The 18,573-nt window shown below is 36.3% G+C and carries 14 protein-coding genes and 2 pseudogenes; all 16 read left to right on the plus strand.

Features of this window, described 5'->3' with window-relative positions; all coding sequences use genetic code 11:
* Nucleotides 1-612 precede the first annotated feature (612 nt).
* Nucleotides 613-1,749: a glycosyltransferase gene (locus NSB28_RS04185; RefSeq protein ID WP_109625318.1), complete on the plus strand. Its 1,137-nt coding sequence runs from the start codon at nt 613-615 to the stop codon at nt 1,747-1,749.
* Nucleotides 1,750-1,758: 9 nt separating this feature from the next.
* Nucleotides 1,759-2,742 (plus strand): glycosyltransferase family 2 protein, encoded by a 984-nt coding sequence (locus tag NSB28_RS04190; protein WP_257517586.1) that lies wholly within the window; start codon nt 1,759-1,761, stop codon nt 2,740-2,742.
* Nucleotides 2,727-3,899 (plus strand): glycosyltransferase, encoded by a 1,173-nt coding sequence (locus NSB28_RS04195; RefSeq protein WP_109625320.1) that lies wholly within the window; start codon nt 2,727-2,729, stop codon nt 3,897-3,899. Before NSB28_RS04190 ends, NSB28_RS04195 begins: the two co-directional genes overlap by 16 nt.
* A gap of 14 nt (nt 3,900-3,913) precedes the next feature.
* A complete protein-coding gene (locus NSB28_RS04200) occupies nt 3,914-5,080 on the plus strand; it encodes a polysaccharide pyruvyl transferase family protein (RefSeq protein ID WP_109625321.1) in 1,167 nt (388 codons plus the stop codon).
* A complete protein-coding gene (locus NSB28_RS04205) occupies nt 5,077-6,627 on the plus strand; it encodes a lipopolysaccharide biosynthesis protein (protein ID WP_109625322.1) in 1,551 nt (516 codons plus the stop codon). The genes NSB28_RS04200 and NSB28_RS04205 overlap by 4 nt, the downstream gene beginning before the upstream one ends.
* A gap of 41 nt (nt 6,628-6,668) precedes the next feature.
* Nucleotides 6,669-7,844, plus strand: coding sequence for a glycosyltransferase (locus tag NSB28_RS04210; RefSeq protein WP_109625323.1), 1,176 nt, complete (start codon nt 6,669-6,671; stop codon nt 7,842-7,844).
* Between the two features lie 1,247 nt (nt 7,845-9,091).
* Nucleotides 9,092-10,282 carry a glycosyltransferase family 2 protein gene (locus NSB28_RS04215; RefSeq protein WP_109625324.1) on the plus strand — a complete coding sequence of 397 codons (1,191 nt, stop codon included), beginning with the start codon at nt 9,092-9,094 and terminating at the stop codon, nt 10,280-10,282.
* 315 nt (nt 10,283-10,597) lie between these two features.
* Nucleotides 10,598-11,245, plus strand: a complete 648-nt coding sequence (locus NSB28_RS04220) for a hypothetical protein (RefSeq protein WP_257497458.1) — start codon at nt 10,598-10,600, stop codon at nt 11,243-11,245.
* A gap of 96 nt (nt 11,246-11,341) precedes the next feature.
* A complete protein-coding gene (locus tag NSB28_RS04225; protein ID WP_257497457.1) occupies nt 11,342-11,605 on the plus strand; it encodes a helix-turn-helix domain-containing protein in 264 nt (87 codons plus the stop codon).
* Nucleotides 11,592-12,707 carry a type II toxin-antitoxin system HipA family toxin gene (locus NSB28_RS04230; protein WP_109625327.1) on the plus strand — a complete coding sequence of 372 codons (1,116 nt, stop codon included), beginning with the start codon at nt 11,592-11,594 and terminating at the stop codon, nt 12,705-12,707. The genes NSB28_RS04225 and NSB28_RS04230 overlap by 14 nt, the downstream gene beginning before the upstream one ends.
* Nucleotides 12,708-12,959: 252 nt before the next feature.
* Nucleotides 12,960-13,544, plus strand: a pseudogene (locus tag NSB28_RS25065) (DUF1186 domain-containing protein); the annotation flags it as partial.
* 222 nt (nt 13,545-13,766) lie between these two features.
* Nucleotides 13,767-13,844: pseudogene (locus NSB28_RS25070) on the plus strand (SEC-C metal-binding domain-containing protein); the annotation flags it as partial.
* 503 nt (nt 13,845-14,347) lie between these two features.
* A complete protein-coding gene (locus NSB28_RS04240; RefSeq protein WP_109625683.1) occupies nt 14,348-14,884 on the plus strand; it encodes a VanZ family protein in 537 nt (178 codons plus the stop codon).
* Nucleotides 14,885-15,082: 198 nt separating this feature from the next.
* Nucleotides 15,083-15,607, plus strand: coding sequence for an adenine phosphoribosyltransferase (locus NSB28_RS04245; RefSeq protein WP_109625329.1), 525 nt, complete (start codon nt 15,083-15,085; stop codon nt 15,605-15,607).
* A gap of 23 nt (nt 15,608-15,630) precedes the next feature.
* Nucleotides 15,631-17,928: a RelA/SpoT family protein gene (locus NSB28_RS04250; protein WP_330665342.1), complete on the plus strand. Its 2,298-nt coding sequence runs from the start codon at nt 15,631-15,633 to the stop codon at nt 17,926-17,928.
* A 12-nt stretch (nt 17,929-17,940) separates the two neighbouring features.
* A complete protein-coding gene (locus tag NSB28_RS04255; protein ID WP_109625330.1) occupies nt 17,941-18,570 on the plus strand; it encodes an MBL fold metallo-hydrolase in 630 nt (209 codons plus the stop codon).
* The last annotated feature ends 3 nt before the right edge of the window (nt 18,571-18,573 follow it).

Below are 18,573 nucleotides of genomic sequence, written 5' to 3' on the forward strand. Positions count from 1 at the left end.
CATATTACCAGTTTTGGTGAATAATCATTAAGCGATGAAACCTTAAGCTGTTTTCATAAAAATGCTATAATTAAGAAAAAGCTTCTATATAGATAATAAAGTTGATGCAGATATAAAGCTTTTGTGTATTCATACAGATAATGATAGACTGGGGCTTAACAGAAAGATGGATAATATGGCATATCGACTAGTCTATATGTAAATGGAGAATTATGTTAATACTCTCGAGTAGTCAGGTAACTTTTATAGTAATTTAAAGGTATGCGATATTTATGTATAACCAAGTTAATATGAAAGAAAATGTGTTACAGTTCAAGAGGAAATATATAGAAAATAGTTATTATGACGGATTAGCTAAATTTAAAAATTAACTTGAAGATGGCCTGAATGGTGCAATTATAACATTGGAAGTAAAGAATATTGTAGGGGAAATGGTTAGTATATTAAAAAAAGAAATTATTGTAAGAGTTAAGTAGAATTGTAAAAAGTGAAATTACTCCAAAGCAGAAGAAATAAAGAAGATATATAAAGTAATAAACATTAATATATGAAATTAAAAAAGAGGAGATTATGATAAGTATATTAGAAAAATAAAAAAGAAGGATTTATTATATGAAAAAAGTTTTATTTCTAATTGAAAGTTTGTCGGGTGGAGGGGCCGAGAAAGTATTAACAGACATTGTTCGGAATATAGATAAAAAGAAGTTTAATGTTACTGTAATGACTGTTGTAAAAACAGGAGTTTATGTAAATGAAGTTTCTAAACACTGTACGATGGTTTCAATGTTGCCTCCTTATGAGGAAAGTAAAAATTTATTAGAAAGAATAAAATATCACAGAATGTATAAATTTATTTATTCAGCTACATCTGAAAAAGTTTATAGGTGGTTTATTCAAGAAAAATATGATGTTGAAATTGCATTTGTTGAGGGATTTACAACCAAATTGGTTGCTGCATCATCAAATAAATATAGTAAAAAGGTAGCATGGGTTCATATTGATATGGAAAAAAATCCATATGCTGACCAGTATTTCTCATCGATAGGTGATGAGAAGGAAATATATGAGAAATTTGATAGAATTATAAGTGTTTCGAAATCGGTAAAAGATGTATTTCAAAAAAAGTTTCGTGTGAATGTTCCGAATCAAATTATATATAACCCAATTGATACAGAGAATATTATATTAAAAGCCAATGAACAAATTTTTTGTACTAAAAATAAAAAACTTCAAATAATTACTGTAGGAAGGTTGGAGTATCAAAAAGGATTTGATAGGCTTATAAATGCACTAGCAGAAATCAATGATAAAAGTATAGATTATCATCTTTGGGTTTTAGGTGAAGGAACAATGAGAAGATCGTTGGAAGAGATGATTAAAAAAGAAAAGCTAGAAAATAGAGTCTCATTACTTGGATTTCAAGAAAATCCCTATGCATGGATGAAAAACAGTGATGCCTTTTTCTGTACTTCTAGGGCAGAAGGATATAGTTTGGTGGTTGCCGAGGCGATGATATTGGGACTTCCTGTTATAAGTGTGGATTGTTCAGGACCAAATGAGTTGTTAGATTATGGAAATTACGGAATGATTATTCCTAATACAGATAATGCGATAAGCAAAACGATAAAGGATTTAATTTGCGGTAAGATAGATTTAAAATCTTTTTCTGTATTGTCATTGAAAAGAAAAACATTTTTTTCAATTAAACGTGCCATTAAAGAAATTGAAAACTTAATTGAAGAGATATAAGGGGAATAAATGAGCCAACAATATTTAATTACAGTTATTGTCCCAATTTATAATGCTGAGAAACAATTGGAAAGATGCGTTCATTCCATTATAGAGCAGTCATATTCCGAATTAGAAATTTTGTTGATTAATGATGGTTCAACAGATAATAGTTTATTAATATGTGAAAAGTTGTCAATATTAGATGATAGAATACGAATCATTAATCAAGTCAATAGCGGTGTTTCAGTAGCGCGAAATTCAGGGATGGCTGTGGCTCAGGGAATATTCTATTGTTTTGTTGATGCAGATGATTGGATAGAATGTACGTATATTGCAGATATGGTAAATGCATTACAGAATTATGATTGTGTAATTTCAGGATATACAAGACAATATAAAGAGACCTATCAAGAAAGCACACCTTCTGGTATGATAATAGATTTAGAAAATATAAACAATAATGAAGTAAGAAAATTATTTGTTGAGGGATTTATTCATCCATGCTGGAATAAATTATTTAAAGCTTCTATTATAAAAAAACATGATATAAAGTTCAGAACAGATATTCATATAAGTGAAGATTCATACTTTAAGTATAGTAGTATAATTTTAGTTATAGAGAATTCGGGCTATCACTATTGTTTATTTGGAGATGATATAAGTCTTTCTAAGAAAGTTTATCCAGATTTATTTGATATTTATGGTGAAGTATATTTGGCATTAGAGGATTTATTAAAAAGAGGAAATTGTGGACAGATATTGGCACAGAAAATTCTTGTTGGAACTATCTTTCCACAAGTGTATAGTTCTATTAAAAAAATTGTCAATAATAAGCAATGTAGTCGAGAATATAGGAAAAGAATATTAAAGGAAATAAATGAATTACCATATTGTCAATATGTGATATGTAATGCAGATCAAATAGCAGAAAATATGGTGGAAAAATTAACTATAAAATTAATAAAAAAGAGATATTATGTATTGCTGGAGGCTTTATGGAAGATGATTTGAAACAAAAGATAGCAATTGTAACACAACAAATGGCAATGGGGGGGATAGAAAGATCGCTGATACAATTATGCAAGGCTTTGCTTAAACGTAACGTACAGGTGACGTTGTATTTGGTATTACTTGGAGGAGAATTATATCAAGAATTACCTAGTGAAGTTAGAGTAATCTATATGTTTGAAGATTACAAGACAATGCCACAAATTCTTCGCTCGTCTATACGAAAGAAAGATTATAAGGCTTTCTATGCGGCACTAAAATCATGGTTTATCAATCATACAAATGGAGATCCTGTTAAAGGATGGAAATACGTGTCAGAATATATGAATATTATAGAGGACAAATTTGATTATGTTTTTGCATATGGAGCACCGATTTCTTTTTCTGTAGTTGTCACAGAACGATTTGTAAATGCAAAAAAAAAATATGTATGGATTCATAATGATCCTACACAGACATCACTAAATATACAACAATATAGTGAACTTTACAAGGGATATGACAGAATTATTTGTGTTTCAAAAAAAACGAAAGATTCCTTTATTAGATTATTGCCCGAATTTAAGGAAAAAGTAGAGGTATTTTATAACATAATTGATGCAGATAGAATTTTGAAAAAGGCAGAGGTTATTATAATAGATGAGGATAAATCTGTGATAAAAATCCTTACAGTTGGTAGGTTACATTATGAAAAAGGACAAGATATTATTCCCAATATTGTAAAACGATTGTTGAATGATAATCTACTTTTTAAATGGTATTGTGTAGGTGATGGAGTATATAAACAAAGTTTAGAAAATATAATAAAAAAAGAAAAATTAGAAAAAAACCTTATACTTTTGGGTAACCAAAATAATCCATACCCCTATTTTAAGTCGGCAGATATATACGTACAGACGTCTAGATCTGAGGCATTTGGAAATACCATTACAGAAGCAAAAATATTCAATTTGCCTATCATAACAACAAATTTTGATGGAGCTGATGAACAGATAATATCTGGAAAAACTGGTTTAATAGTTTCGTTCAATGAAGATGAACTTTATAAATCAATTAAAAAAATGATATTAGATGCTAATTATAGAAAGGAATTTCAAAGAAACTTGAATAATGATAGAAACAGGTGCATTTCTGATATAAATAAATTATTGAGTGATTGAATAGGAGATAGATAGTGGGAAAATATATTTTGTATTCACATGCAGGGAGTAAAAATCATGGTTGTGAGGCATTGTTAAGAACAAGCTGCATGGTGATAAAAGATGTGGATAAAGTGTATTCAGGTAGCGTTGAGGCAGATGAAAAATATGGGTTACAAAAAATTGTTTCAATACGTGCTGACAAAGAAGAGGGATTTGACTCTTGGGTTCATGAAATACTTTACCGTATAAAATATACAATATTAAAAGATGATAGAATTTATTTTAAAAACTTATATAGGAGGTTTATAAAAGAAATTGATCCTAATAAGATATATATTTCTATCGGTGGGGACAATTATTGTTATCATTTTAGTGGATGGTTAGAAGTTTTAAATCGGGCTATAAATAAAAGAAATGCGAAGTCAGTATTATGGGGATGTTCTATTAATGAAGATGAATTTGATGATCAAAATGTTCTTGCGGATCTTAAACAGTATACACTGATTACTGCAAGAGAATCTCTTACATATAATACTTTAAAGAAGTATCTACCAAATGGAAATGTACGATTTGTGCCGGATACTGCATTTTTGCTTCCAGTAATTAACAAGGAACTACCAAAAGGATTTATAGAAGGGAATACGGTTGGATTAAACGTTAGTCCTATAGTTCAAAATAACTGTTGTGGAGATAACAATCAATTGCTTTTATATATTGTAGAATTAGTAAATTATTTAATAAAAAAAACAAATTATCAAATTGCACTTATTCCTCATGTAGTATTTGATGGAAATGATGATCGGGAAGTCCTAAAATCCATTCAGAATCAATGCATGAATTCTGAACGAACAGTTTTGATACAAGATGATAATTGTATGGTATTGAAAGGAATTATTTCAAGATGTGAAGTATTTATCGGAGCAAGAACTCATGCAACAATTGCAGCATATTCAACATGTGTACCAACACTTGTAATGGGATATTCGGTAAAATCAAGGGGAATAGCAAAAGATTTGTTCGGTACAGAAGAAAATTATGTCATTCCAGTACAAAAATTGAATTCAAGTAGGCAATTAATAGAAGGATTTGAATGGTTAGAACAAAATAAAAAGAAAATTCGTATGTTACTCGAGAGTAAAGTAGAGGAGTATAAAAACAAAATCTTTGAGGGGGTTTCCTATTTGGAGGATATAGAATGACGGCTAACTCAAGAATTGAAAAAACACAATACAATTTTATATATAGCTTGATTAATAACATCATGGTAACAATTTTGGGATTTGTTACAAGATCTATATTTGTTAGTTCATTAGGAACAACGTATCTCGGTTTGAATGGTCTTTTCACAAATGTTTTATCATTACTATCATTGGCAGAATTAGGAATTGGTAGTGCTATTACGTTTAGTTTATATAAGCCCATAGCTGAAAATGATTCAGAAAAAATCAAATCATTAATGGGATTATATAAAAAGGCATATCAAATGATTGGATGGATCATTTTTCTTTTGGGTTGTGCAGTTATACCAGTTTTGAAATATATAGTAAAATTTGATTCTGAAATAAAAATTAATTATTACCTAATTTATTTTATGTTTTTGATTAATTCCGTTATGTCATATTGGTTTTTTGCATATCGCAGTGTAATTATATATGCTAATCAAGAAGGGTATATTACAACTAAAGTAGAAACGCTATTTAATATTTTAAGTAGTTTGCTACAATTTATAGTTATATTATTGTGGAAAAATTACTATTTATACCTGATTTTACCTATTATACTAAATGTCATAAAAAATATTATTATTTCTAAGATTGCAGGAAAAAAATATCCAATTATAAATGAAAAAGACATCTTGCCTTTGAGAAAAGAAGAACGAACAGGGATTTTTGAAAACGTATTTGCACTTTCTTTATTTAGGATTAGTGGTGTTGTATATGGGGCTACAGACAATATAATTATTTCAACCTGGATAGGAACTTCTATTGTAGGTATTGTCTCGAATTACACGATGATTATACAACTTGTAACTTCTTATGTGAGTATGTTTTTTCAATCCATGTATGCTAGTATCGGCAATTTAAACGCTTCTGAGACAAGAGAGTATAAATTTGTAGTTTTTCGGCGGCTGCAATTATTAAATTTTTGGATTTATTGTTACTGTACAATTTGCTTAGGATGTTTTCTTAATCCATGTATTAAAATATGGTTGGGTAGCCAATATTGTTTACAGAATTCTACAGTTATTTTGTTATCAATGGTATTTTTAGTCCCAGGCTTAAATAATGTGATTAATATATATAAGGATGCTTGCGGATTATTCAAAGAAGTTCAGTTTAGAGCATTGGCAACAGCTGTGCTCAATCTTTTAGTTTCAGTGGTGTTAGTTAATATAATAGGTTTAAATGGTGTGTTTCTAGGAACGATTGTTGCTTACCTTACAACGATTTATGTTGTAGATCCACGTGTTGTGTTTAAAAAAGTGTTTGCAGAAAGAGTATCATTATATTATTGGGATTTAGTAAAAAAAATGGGATTATTTATTTTAATGTTTTTTGTGTTTTTTCATTTGGTTGCACAAATAAATATTGAAAATTGGATTGAACTTTTTTTAGTATATTTTATAGTTTCAATTTTAACGAATGCAATATTATTTTTAATATATAGAAGGACAAAAGAATTTGAATATTTGATCAGTATTTTAAAAAATACTTTGCAGCGTGTCAAAAAAATATATAAAAATTAATGGTTCTATAATTTATATTTTGAAAAAGAGGAGTGCCATAAATGTTAAAGAAAAGGGTAGCTATTTTTTCACGTGCATTGTGGAAAAATGGTGCGACAAAATCATTAGTTGAATTATTAAGGCGGATCGATTTAAACAAATGTAATATAGATTTGTATGTGTTAGATTTTTCAAATAAGGCTGAGTGGGTGAAGAAAATTCCAAAAGAGATAAATATTGAAAAAGTGCCAAAGTATGGGTGGAATAAGGAAACACTATATACCATTTTCTTTCATCCAATTCATTTTATAAAATCACTTTATGCAGGTGGAAAATTGAAAAGTAATTTATCCGAAATAGAATATATGAAATATAATGCTGCTAGAATGCCTATAAATAGGAAAAAATATGATATTGCTATTTCCTATAGACATTTTGATGTAGATATATTCTATGTGAAGAATAATATGAATGCATCAAAAAAATTTTTCTGGATTCATGGAATACAAAATTTGCATCAAGCAGAAGTTTCTGAATTGAAATCGGTATATAAGTCATATGATCAGATTTTTCCAGTTTCTATCGCTGCCCAAAATAATATTATTACTTTTTTCCCAGAGCTTTTAAATAAATGTAAAGTTGCATATTGTATTGTGGATTCTGATGAAATTATTGAAAACTCGAAACACGGAAGAAAATTAGAAAAAATGCAAAATCAATTAATGTGGAATATTCTTACAATAGGAAGATTGTCAGCGGAAAAGGGGATTGATTTAGCATTACGAACTTGTAAAGAATTGAAAAAATCAGGCTATTCATTCCGTTGGTTTGTACTAGGTGAAGGAAAAGAAAGAGAAAAATTAGAATATATGATAAAACAAGAAAATTTGGAAGAATTTATATTACTCGGGTATGATGAAAATCCATACGGATATTTGGCATCTTGTGATATATATGTACAAACATCAGTTTTGGAATCTTATGGTCTTACCATAAATGAGGCTAAAATATTTCATAAACCGATTGTGTGTACAAATATTCCAGCAGCACGAGAACAGATTATTCATAAAAAAACGGGCTTATTAGTAAGGGCTGCTGAAACTGATGTGGCAGCTGCAATATCTACTTATATTGATGATAAATTATTTAGAGAAAGCGTAATCTTTAATTTGCAAAATGAAGATAATAGTCATTTTGAATCAGTAGAAATTTTTAATGAAATTATAGCTAATGAATAAATTGAGTATTCCGGGCGATTCTGAACCGTCATTCCGGAAGCATTTTTACCGTAATATACACAAAACATTCCGAACTGTTTTCTAGTGCATTCACAGCTACTGGCAATGCCAGTTTGATTAATCCCAAGGCTGGCAAGCCGAAGAATTTAGCGATATTGGGTCATAATGTGTGGAACCTCATCCCGAAACGATTGGTACAAAAGTCCGGTCTCAGTGAGAAATCACGCCCGGAATATTCACCAGACGATGTTATTAAAGGAAATACAGCTGGAATTAATAGAAGCTGGAAATCTCGTTTATGAAAAATTAGTGGACTATATCATATAGGAACAGATATGCAAGTTGCACTCATTTCTTAGGAGGTATGGAGATTTAATGATGATTTTGAATAATTGAACAGGTTATACAAAAAGTTCGCGTTGTCTGATCGTATTATGTTGATTTTTGATAATAATTGTGAGGATTTGAAAGGTTACATTTCTCGTTGCAGATTCTCTATAGGAGCCAGAACACATGCTACAATTGCAGCTTATTCAACATTCACACATCGACATTGGTTTCAGGTTATTACATCAAAGCCGGAGGAATTGCAAAGGATATTTTCGGCTCAGAAAAGAATTATGTACTTCCCGTTCAGATTGTGGTAACCAATTGTGATTTAACAAAAGGGTTTAAATGTTAAAATGGGTTTAGTATTTTAGAAAAGGTCAGTATGAATAAAAATGGATAATTGTGGAAGTTTACAGAACTCGAAATACACACTGTGATATGTTCACAGATTGCAAGCCGCTTAATCATCGCCAGGTTTAGGGTATGTAGTATATCCATCCATAATAAGCCTTTGGAGTAGCAGGTGTTTTAGCAGTTCAATATTAAGAGCATTTGTAAATTTAGGGTATGATCTCTGATTATTGCATCGGTGTGATTTTGGAAAATCGTGCGTCTATTTTTGGTAAGATACATATTTAAAATGATGCTTGTGTGAGCGCTATAGTAGTTAAAAAGCTTATATCAAATATTTTTTGCACGTGGTATTACGATTATTAATTTTATAATTAAGGCGTTGTTAATTTGTGTTTTCCTAATGTTACTTTTAGGTTTTGTGTATGAGAACGAAAAAGTTCAAATATTTTATGAGTATTATTTTGGGAAAGATGAACAAAAGGGAAAACACTATTTAAGTGTAATAAATATATTCATCCAAATAGCATTTTATATTTTGATGTTTTAAAGTATATAAGGAGATAATGGGAAAGAAGATGGAACTAAATAAAGAAATTAGCAGTATGTCAATAGAAAATATTCTGGAGGGTAATTATAAATCTACAGAAAAACGAAGAATAATAGCAGTTGTAGTACCTGTATATAACGCAGGGAAAACTTTACGAAAATGTATACAGTCTATATTGAATCAGAGTTTGACAGATTTTGTATTAATACTTGTAAATGATGGTTCTACGGATAATAGCGGCGCTATTTGTGATTATTATAAGAAAAGTGATAACAGAGTATATGTTATTCATAAAAAGAATGAAGGATCAAGTATTACTAGAAAAAAGGGTGTGCTTAGTAACGAAGCGCAGGCAGCAAAGTATATTGTCTTTTGTGATGCAGATGATATAATATCTTCTGATGCACTGGAAAAATTATATAGAACAGCTGAAACTTATAAAGCAGATATGGTTTGTGGGAAAATCCAAGGGTTGTGGTGTAACTTAAAATTACCATCTTCATATATAGCTCCATCTATGAATATTAAAACACTTAAATTATATAATCATAATGAAATAATTGAGAAATTATATATTAGTTGTTTTGGTATTACTGATTTTCCCATTAGTTTATATGCTAAAATATATAAAACAGAGCTTATAAGTGAAGCAATCAATAGAGATGCGATAGTACATTTTATGGGAGATGATTTGTTTATAACACTAAATATTCTTCCCAATGTTAAAAGATTAGTGATAATACCAGATACGATATATTACTATCGTAAAGGGGGAAATACTTCTAAAATCTTGCCAGAGGCGCTAGATGATTTTCTTAATTTATTTGAATATAAATGTAGGATTGCCAAAAAATATGTGTTTCCACAAGATTGTGAGTATTTGCTTGATGTAGAATTAATGAATATAACTTTATGGTGGCTTATATCGTGTAATGTAGGGGGATATAGTAACGAAGAGATATATACTGAAATTAAACGTTGTTTAAATATAGATGATATTAGACACGCTGCTCAAAGACTTTTAGAAAAAAATGGAGAGCAAACACATCCAGTTGCAGTTGCTATACTTAATCAGAAATATGATTATATATATAATCAGGTATTACTTGAAGCCAAAAGATGTAAATGGAGGAGACGTATAAAAAAAATATTGTTAAAAATTCAAAATGGATATTTTTATTTTACGAATATCTTTTATTTAAAATAAATAGTAGATTATCTGTACGATGTGCCAGTTATATTTTCATGTTAACACTTGAAATAAGTTGTGAAGGAGATGCTTGTATCTGTAGGTGAATTGTGAATTAACATTAGCTGGGATTCTGTTCTACGGTTACCCATAAAAAGATATGAAGATTTGGGAGGGGGGCAAGCTGATTAGATTAACACGGAAATATTCTTTTATAAAACGCATAGATATTGATATAAAGTTTTCTGTCTTTTATGGATGAGAATTGATGTCAGAAATATAATATAGGAGAAGCTATGGGAAGAAAGAAAAATTAAGGAATATGTGGATGCAGTGACAAAGAAGGAACATGCCTCCGGACAAAAAGTGTCTATTCGTGAAACTGCCGATGAGTTTGGTACTACGATTTTGAAAATCAGAAAGATATTAATCACAGCAGATGTATTTCATTCTGAGATAAGTGAGAAAGTGCGGGAACTGTTTTCTTGTGGAAAGACCATTGAGGAAATCCAGTCAGAATTAAAGTTAAGCCGTGCATCGGTGTATTCCTATCTGCCTTATGTAAAAACTATCTATAATATAAAAGAAATTAGCGCAAATGCACAGCGTCTGCAGATTTACCGAAGCCGCAGACAGGCAGTGTTTGTATTTCAAAGTGCTGTAAATGCCAATCAACTAACGGGGGAGATTATCTGGGATACTGTAACAGCTTTTGCGGGCTATCCCTTTTACACGATCAAAGGTATTAAATTCTCTTATACTGTGCATGGATTTGAAATGCAGGTTGACCGGAAAAAGAAGACTATCACGAAAGCAACAGTGCTCCTGTTTATAAATCGTGTACAGGAACTGCGCAGTGCAGGAGAAAAGATTACCGGGCCCAAAAAGGTTGGCACATTCGGCGCCAGTTATCTGTTTCCAGTGTTCGTAAGAATTGGGCTGATTGAACCAGTGGGTGGACAGCATGACACCCGCACTTAAGATGGGTAAAATAAATTACAGATAATATTTTATCTACAACTTGTAAAAAAAAACGGTATTTGGGTTAAAATATTAACTATGAATGAGTTTTCTTTTTTGAAATCTCCAGGAGATGTAAATCTGAATATAGCAGCCAGAGTGCGGGCAAGAAGAAAGGAGAAAAAATGGTCCCAGATACAGCTTGGTGAACGGGCTGATGTGAGTCTGGGTTCTGTGAAACGATTTGAACGGACAGGGGAGATATCTTTATCATCCCTGATAAAAATCGGGTTTGCACTGGGCTTCGAGGACGACTTTGACCAGTTGTTTGCAAAAAAAGGATATGCGTCTATTCAGGAGGTTATTGATGAACAATTATAAAGCGTTAAAGGTGTATCTGGGAGATAAAAAGGTGGGAACTTTGGCTTTGGCTAACAACCACCTGGTGGCTTTCGAATATGATGACGGCTGGATATCAGGTGGCTTTTCACTTAACCCCATATCACTTCCATTGGAGAAAGGGGTATTTCTGCCTAAAAAGTATGAACCTTTTGATGGGCTGTTTGGCGTGTTTTCTGATAGTTTGCCGGATGGATGGGGCAGGCTGCTGGTAGACAGGATGTTAAGAAGAGAAAAGATAGAACCAGCCAAAGTGGATGCCTTAAATCGTCTGGCGATTGTGGCATCTTCCGGAATGGGTGCATTGACCTATCGGCCGGAACATGATTTGGAGCGGGAAAACAGTGATCTTACGTTGGATCAGCTTGCGTTGGAGTGCCAGAAAATGTTCGAAACCAATCAATCAGAGAATTTGGATGCATTGTTTCAAATGGGTGGTTCTTCCGGCGGAGCCAAACCAAAGATATTTTACGAGATAGATGGAGAAGAATGGATTGTGAAATTTCCATCATCAATTGATCAAATAAATATTGGTGAGCAGGAGTATGAATATTCTTTGTGTGCAAAAAGATGTGGTATTGAAATGCCGGAAACACGGCTGCTTGATTCAGGGCTTAACACAGGATACTTTGCAGTAAAGCGTTTTGACAGAAACAATGGAAGGCGGATTCATATGGCATCGGTAAGCGCGCTGTTAGAGACATCGCATCGTATACCGAATCTGGACTATCATATATTGATGCAGCTGACGATGAAAATGACACGGGATTATGACGAGATTGAAAAATTGTATCGCCAGATGTGTTTTAATGTGTATGCGCACAATCGGGATGACCATTCCAAGAATTTTTCTTTAATCTATAGTGGGAACAGGTGGAAATTGTCGCCAGCCTATGATCTTACTTACAGCAATTCCATAGGTGGAGAACATGCGACAACTGTAGATGGAAATGGCAGAGATCCGGGTAAAAAGGAACTGCTTGCGGTTGCCGGACAGATTAAATTTGACAGGGAAAAGGCAAAAAATATTGCGGAAGAGGTGGAAGAAATTGTGAAAGCAGATCTTGGAAAATATTTGAAATAGAGTTGTAATGATTCAGCAGGTCTGTGAATGAATATTACGCTGTCAAAGCTCCTGCTTTAATTGGGTCAATATTTTAATTCTACAAAGGAGTGCAGGTGCCGGCATTGACGCCTATACTTGAAATGGGTATAATAAAAGCAGCAATATGAAGTGCAGTAAAAAAGAACCGGCAAACATAAGCAAAATGCAAGCATAAGACAAATAAGATTCTAACACGAAAAATATTAATAAGAAAACTAAGAGTAGCAAAAGATGAGCGATTTACAAAATGCAATATCAGAAATCACATATATAACTAAAAGATTTCCTAAAAAAGCCTTTGAAGTTATAACAGCCAACCCAAAGGAAGCGATTCCGTATTTAAGAAGTGCTATTGAGAAGGCGCTTGAGGAGAAAATGGATCTGGAGGATGACTATCAGATTCATTTTTATGCGCTGTTTTTACTTGGGGAATTTGAGGACAGGGAGTTTTTCCCAAAAATAATGGAGTTTATCTCACTGCCAGGTGAGGTGCTGGAATATCTGATCGGTGATGCAGTGACATCCGGGCTTAATGACGTAGTTTATCATACATATAATGGGGATTTAGAACTTTTAAAGAGCACAGTCATGAATGATGATGTTGATGAATATGTCCGGTCAGAAGTGCTGGAAACAATGGGGCAGTTATATTTGGACGGAGAACTGAAAGAGGAAGAGTGGAAAGCATTTATAAAGGAGTATGTACACAGCGGAAAAGAATATAATTATCTTTATGATAGTTTAGCTAATGTGATCTGCCGCTGTCATTTTGCAGATATGCTTCCGGAGATTCGCTTTATGGTGGATGAGGGGTTAGTGGATGAAGCGAGTATGGGTGGATATGAATCATGTGTGGATTATATGTTCACATATAGAGACTATGAGAGCCGTTTCTGCAGTCCGTCGCTGAAGGCGTCTGACAGCCTGAAGAATTGGGCGATGTTTGAACCTGATTTAGATGAGGCAGGAAATGACAGGGGCAGTATGGATTTAGAAAAGTTAACGAAAGAATTAATGAAGAAGGGCAGAGAGCAGGCTGTTTCCAGAAAGATAGGGAGAAATGATCCATGTCCCTGCGGCAGCGGAAAAAAGTATAAATACTGCTGTTTGAATAAACCAAAGGATTTAATAGATTCCATAGAAAGTGTGCAGGAGCGGAATAAATGCCTGGAGGATTATCCGGAGGTTGGCAAGGAAAAGCAGGAGGGCCGGGTATATTTAGAAGATTATTTTGACTCGGAAAGTATAGAAATTGACAAGCTGCTTTATCTGGGGCTGATGAACCGCCCTGGTTTTGTTTGGCAAAGAGACGAGAAGGCAGAGGAAAACCGCTGCAGGGAATATCTGAAGCTGGCTTATCAAAGATTTACAGATAAGGTGAAGAAAGAAGGTATTAAGACATTTGAGGAATACGATGGAAAATTCAGTATTCATTATTTTTGCGGGGAGTGGACAGGCCGACTGTTGAGCTTATTACAGAAAAACGGAGAGAGCGCTCTTTATGCAGAAGTGAAAAAATGCAGGAAAAATATGCTTTAATGCCGGTATGAGAACATGATGCGTCAGTGGCAGCGGACTCAGCGCAACCCGGCCGGAATACCAGGAAAGGCGGTACAGAAGTGGATTTATACCAGATTATGATTTCCCACAACCGGGCTTGGACGATCCGGGAAATGATTTGCTTTTCTGTAATCTTTGTGATCGCCGCATATATATCGCTTCGTCTGGTCCGTAAGCAGAAGATCGTGGTTTCACAGGCTGCTGCAGGGCTGCTCCTGCTTCTTTTTCTGGGGATTGTATTTGGGTCAACGGTATTTACAAGGGAGCCGGGGCTGCATCATAAATATGAGCTGGAGCTGTTCTGGTCATGGAAGGCTGTTTATCATGGGAACAGGGAACTGCTGACTGAAAATCTCCTGAATATGGTATTGCTTCTGCCCGCAGGGCTGCTGCTTCCTGTAATTGTGAGGCGCAGGCTGGCGTGGTGGAAGGGGCTGCTGGCAGGTATGCTGGTCTCTTTCGTGATTGAAATATGCCAGCTTGTCTTTTGCCGCGGCCTGTTTGAGTGGGACGATATAATTCACAATGGGATCGGGTGCATGATGGGATGTGTGATAAGCGGATGGCTTATGAAACGGAGATTTCATTCCGCCTGACAGCCCGCAGGATCCGCAAAATATGTCACAGGATTTTAGTTAAAAGCAATAATTTGTCAATTTGGCGAAAAAGAGGCAGATTCCTGACGGAATATGTCTCTTTTTTTTGTTGCAATCGTTGAAAACAGCGGTTATACTATATGAGTGAGAAAGTACCCTGCGGGGTTTTTTATTGAATTTACAGGACAGGTGGATATGATGAAGAAGATAGAGGATTATGTATTAAGCATTCCTGATTTTCCGGAACCGGGGATAATTTTCAGGGATATTACAAGTGTGCTGCAGGATCCTGACGGACTGCATCTTGCTATTGATTCTATGCAGCAGCTTATAGGGGAGACAGAATTTGATGTTGTGGTTGGGACAGAATCAAGAGGATTCATGTTCGGTATGCCTCTTGCATATAACCTGCATAAAAGCTTTGTTCCTGTCAGGAAAAAAGGGAAGCTGCCCAGGGAGACTGTCTCCATGAGCTATGACCTGGAATACGGCAGTGCAGAGATCGAGATGCACAGTGATTCCATCCGGCCGGGACAGAGGGTAGTGCTCGTAGATGACCTGATCGCCACAGGCGGTACAGTGGAAGCCAGCATCAAGCTGGTGGAAGAGATGGGCGGACAGGTTGTTAAAGTGTTATTTTTGATGGAACTGGCAGGCCTGAATGGCAGAGAGAAGCTAAAGGGCTATGATGTGGCTTCCGTTATCTGCTATGAAGGCAAATAATAGATAGAAGATGGTGATGTGTAATGGCGATGGATGAAAAGACTAAGAAAGATAAGCTGGAAGAGATAAAGAAGGCAGATGCCAGTATAAAAAGCATGGAAGACTTCACCAGCCCTGAATTATTGTATCAGGAGCTGATAGCCAGTGTGAAGAGGTATCATCCTTCCACGGATATTTCTATGATTGAAAAGGCATACAAGATCGCGTCAGATGCCCATCAGGGGCAGTGCCGCAAATCAGGGGAGCCTTATATTATCCATCCGCTGTGTGTCGGAATCATCCTGGCGGATCTGGAGCTTGACAAGGAAACGATCGTGGCCGGACTCCTTCATGATGTGGTGGAGGATACTGTCATGACCGCGGAGGAGATCAGGCAGGAATTCAGCGATGAGGTTGAACTTCTTGTAGACGGTGTCACAAAGCTGGGCCAGCTGTCCTACTCTGCCGATAAGGTAGAGGTCCAGGCAGAAAATCTGAGGAAGATGTTTCTGGCCATGGCAAAGGATATCAGGGTCATCCTTATAAAGCTTGCAGACCGCCTGCACAATATGCGGACGCTGAAATACATGAGGCCTGAGAAACAGCGTGAGAAGGCAAGGGAGACCATGGACATCTATGCCCCTATTGCACAGAGGCTTGGTATCTCCAAGATCAAGGTAGAGCTGGATGACCTTTCCCTGAAATATCTGGAGCCGGAGGTCTATTATGACCTGGTGGAGAAGATAGCGCTCAGGAAAAAGGACAGGGAAGATTTTGTACAGAATATAGTGGAAGAAGTCAGTTTCCACATAGAGGCGGCCGGGATCAAGGCTGAGGTGGACGGGCGCGTTAAGCATTTCTTCAGCATCTACAAGAAGATGGTCAACCAGGAGAAGACACTGGATCAGATATATGATCTCTTTGCAGTCAGGATCATCGTGGATACTGTCAAGGACTGCTATGCCGCCCTCGGTGTCATCCATGAGATGTATAAGCCTATCCCGGGACGTTTTAAAGACTATATCGCCATGCCAAAGCCGAATATGTACCAGTCCCTTCACACTACACTGATCGGCCCCACAGGGCAGCCCTTTGAGATACAGATACGTACTTTTGAGATGCACAGGACAGCGGAATATGGTATTGCCGCTCACTGGAAATATAAAGAGGCATCTGACGGAAAGAAGAACGGCAGCAGCCAGGAGGAAGAGAAGCTAAGCTGGCTCAGGCAGATCCTGGAATGGCAGAGGGACATGTCTGACAATAAGGAATTCATGAGCCTCTTAAAGAGCGATCTGGATCTCTTTGCCGAGAATGTCTACTGCTTTACTCCTGCAGGTGATGTAAAGAACCTGCCCAATGGTTCCACACCTATTGATTTTGCGTACAGCATCCACAGCGCCGTGGGCAATAAGATGGTGGGGGCCAGGGTGAACGGCAAGCTGGTGAACATCGACTATGTGATCCAGAACGGGGACAGGATCGAGATCATCACGTCCCAGAATTCAAAAGGCCCGAGCCGTGACTGGCTGAAGATCGTCAAGAGCACCCAGGCCAAGAATAAGATCAACCAGTGGTTTAAGAATGAACTGAAAGAGGATAATATAGTAAAGGGCAAGGATATGCTCATGCAGTACTGCAAGATGAAATCCATTGTCCTGAGCGATCTGACAAAGCCGCCCTATATGGAGAGCATCATGCGCAAATACGGGTTCCGCGACTGGGAATCTGTGCTGGCAGCTATTGGCCACGGCGGGCTGAAGGAAGGCCAGGTGGTCAACCGCCTGCTGGAAGAGCGGGAGAAGCAGCATAAGAAGGAACTGACAGATGAAAATATCATTGAGGCGGCTGAATCCCGGGAAAAAGTCAAGATAGCCAAGACAAAAGGCGGCATTGTGGTTAAGGGCATCCATGACGTAGCGGTGCGTTTTTCCAAGTGCTGCAGCCCTGTGCCAGGTGATGAGATCGTGGGATTTGTCACGCGGGGGCGCGGTGTATCGATACACAGGACTGACTGCGTGAATGTCATAAACCTGACAGAGGAAGACAGGGTCAGACTGATCGATGCTGAATGGCAGCAGCCTGAGAAGGGCGGCCGTGAGCTTTATATGGCAGAGATCAAGGTCTATGCAAATAACAGGACAGGGCTTCTGGTGGATATATCCAAGATCCTCACAGAGCGCAAGATTGATGTGTCAAGTATGAATTCCAGGACCAGCAAACAGGGAACGGCAACAATAGCGCTTTCCTTTGATGTGCCAAGCAAGGAAGAACTGAACCGTCTGATCGAGAAGATCAGACAGGTGGAGAGCGTGCTCGATATAGAGAGGACGACTGGCTGATAGGAGATAGATATGGGAAAACTTCACGTAGAACGTTTGATACTGGGAGATATGCGGACGAACTGCTATCTGGCAGTGAATGAAGAGACAAAGGAAGCGCTGATCATAGATCCGGCTGACAATGCGGAGGGGATAACGTTAAAGCTGAAAAGCCTGCAGGCTGTGCCTGTGGCTGTCCTTCTCACCCATGGCCATTTTGACCATATAGGTGCGGCGGAGGAATTAAGAAAAAGCTTCGGGATACCTGTAGCAGCCATGGAGGCTGAGGAAGAGGTCCTGACAGACGCGTCCAAGAACCTGACGGGATATTTCGGGACACCATATGGGATAAAGGCTGACAGGTATATCAGGGATAAGGAGCAGCTGTCATACGCCGGTTTCAGCATCCGGGCACTGCATACGCCGGGGCATACATCAGGCGGGGCCTGCTACTACATTCCTGAGGAGAAAGTACTTTTTTCAGGCGACACACTTTTCTGTGAGAGCATCGGAAGGACTGATTTCCCCACGGGAAGCGCAGCTGTACTGAGACAGTCCGTGAGAGGGCTTCTGGAAGAACTGCCTGAGGATGTGGCTGTATATCCGGGACATGAGATGCCCACTGACATTGGCCATGAAAAGCAGTATAATCCTTTTGCATGACAT

This window comes from Murimonas intestini, from assembly GCF_024622195.1.
Taxonomy (GTDB): Bacteria; Bacillota; Clostridia; order Lachnospirales; family Lachnospiraceae; genus Murimonas; species Murimonas intestini.

Coding starts and splice junctions, on each gene's coding strand:
- NSB28_RS04185 (WP_109625318.1), top strand. CDS start 613: ATGAAAAAAGTTTTATTTCTAATTGAAAGTTTGTCGGGTGGAGGGGCC.
- NSB28_RS04230 (WP_109625327.1), top strand. CDS start 11,592: ATGAACAATTATAAAGCGTTAAAGGTGTATCTGGGAGATAAAAAGGTG.
- NSB28_RS04245 (WP_109625329.1), top strand. CDS start 15,083: ATGAAGAAGATAGAGGATTATGTATTAAGCATTCCTGATTTTCCGGAA.
- NSB28_RS04250 (WP_330665342.1), top strand. CDS start 15,631: ATGGCGATGGATGAAAAGACTAAGAAAGATAAGCTGGAAGAGATAAAG.
- NSB28_RS04190 (WP_257517586.1), top strand. CDS start 1,759: ATGAGCCAACAATATTTAATTACAGTTATTGTCCCAATTTATAATGCT.
- NSB28_RS04215 (WP_109625324.1), top strand. CDS start 9,092: ATGGGAAAGAAGATGGAACTAAATAAAGAAATTAGCAGTATGTCAATA.
- NSB28_RS04255 (WP_109625330.1), top strand. CDS start 17,941: ATGGGAAAACTTCACGTAGAACGTTTGATACTGGGAGATATGCGGACG.
- NSB28_RS04205 (WP_109625322.1), top strand. CDS start 5,077: ATGACGGCTAACTCAAGAATTGAAAAAACACAATACAATTTTATATAT.
- NSB28_RS04210 (WP_109625323.1), top strand. CDS start 6,669: ATGTTAAAGAAAAGGGTAGCTATTTTTTCACGTGCATTGTGGAAAAAT.
- NSB28_RS04195 (WP_109625320.1), top strand. CDS start 2,727: ATGGAAGATGATTTGAAACAAAAGATAGCAATTGTAACACAACAAATG.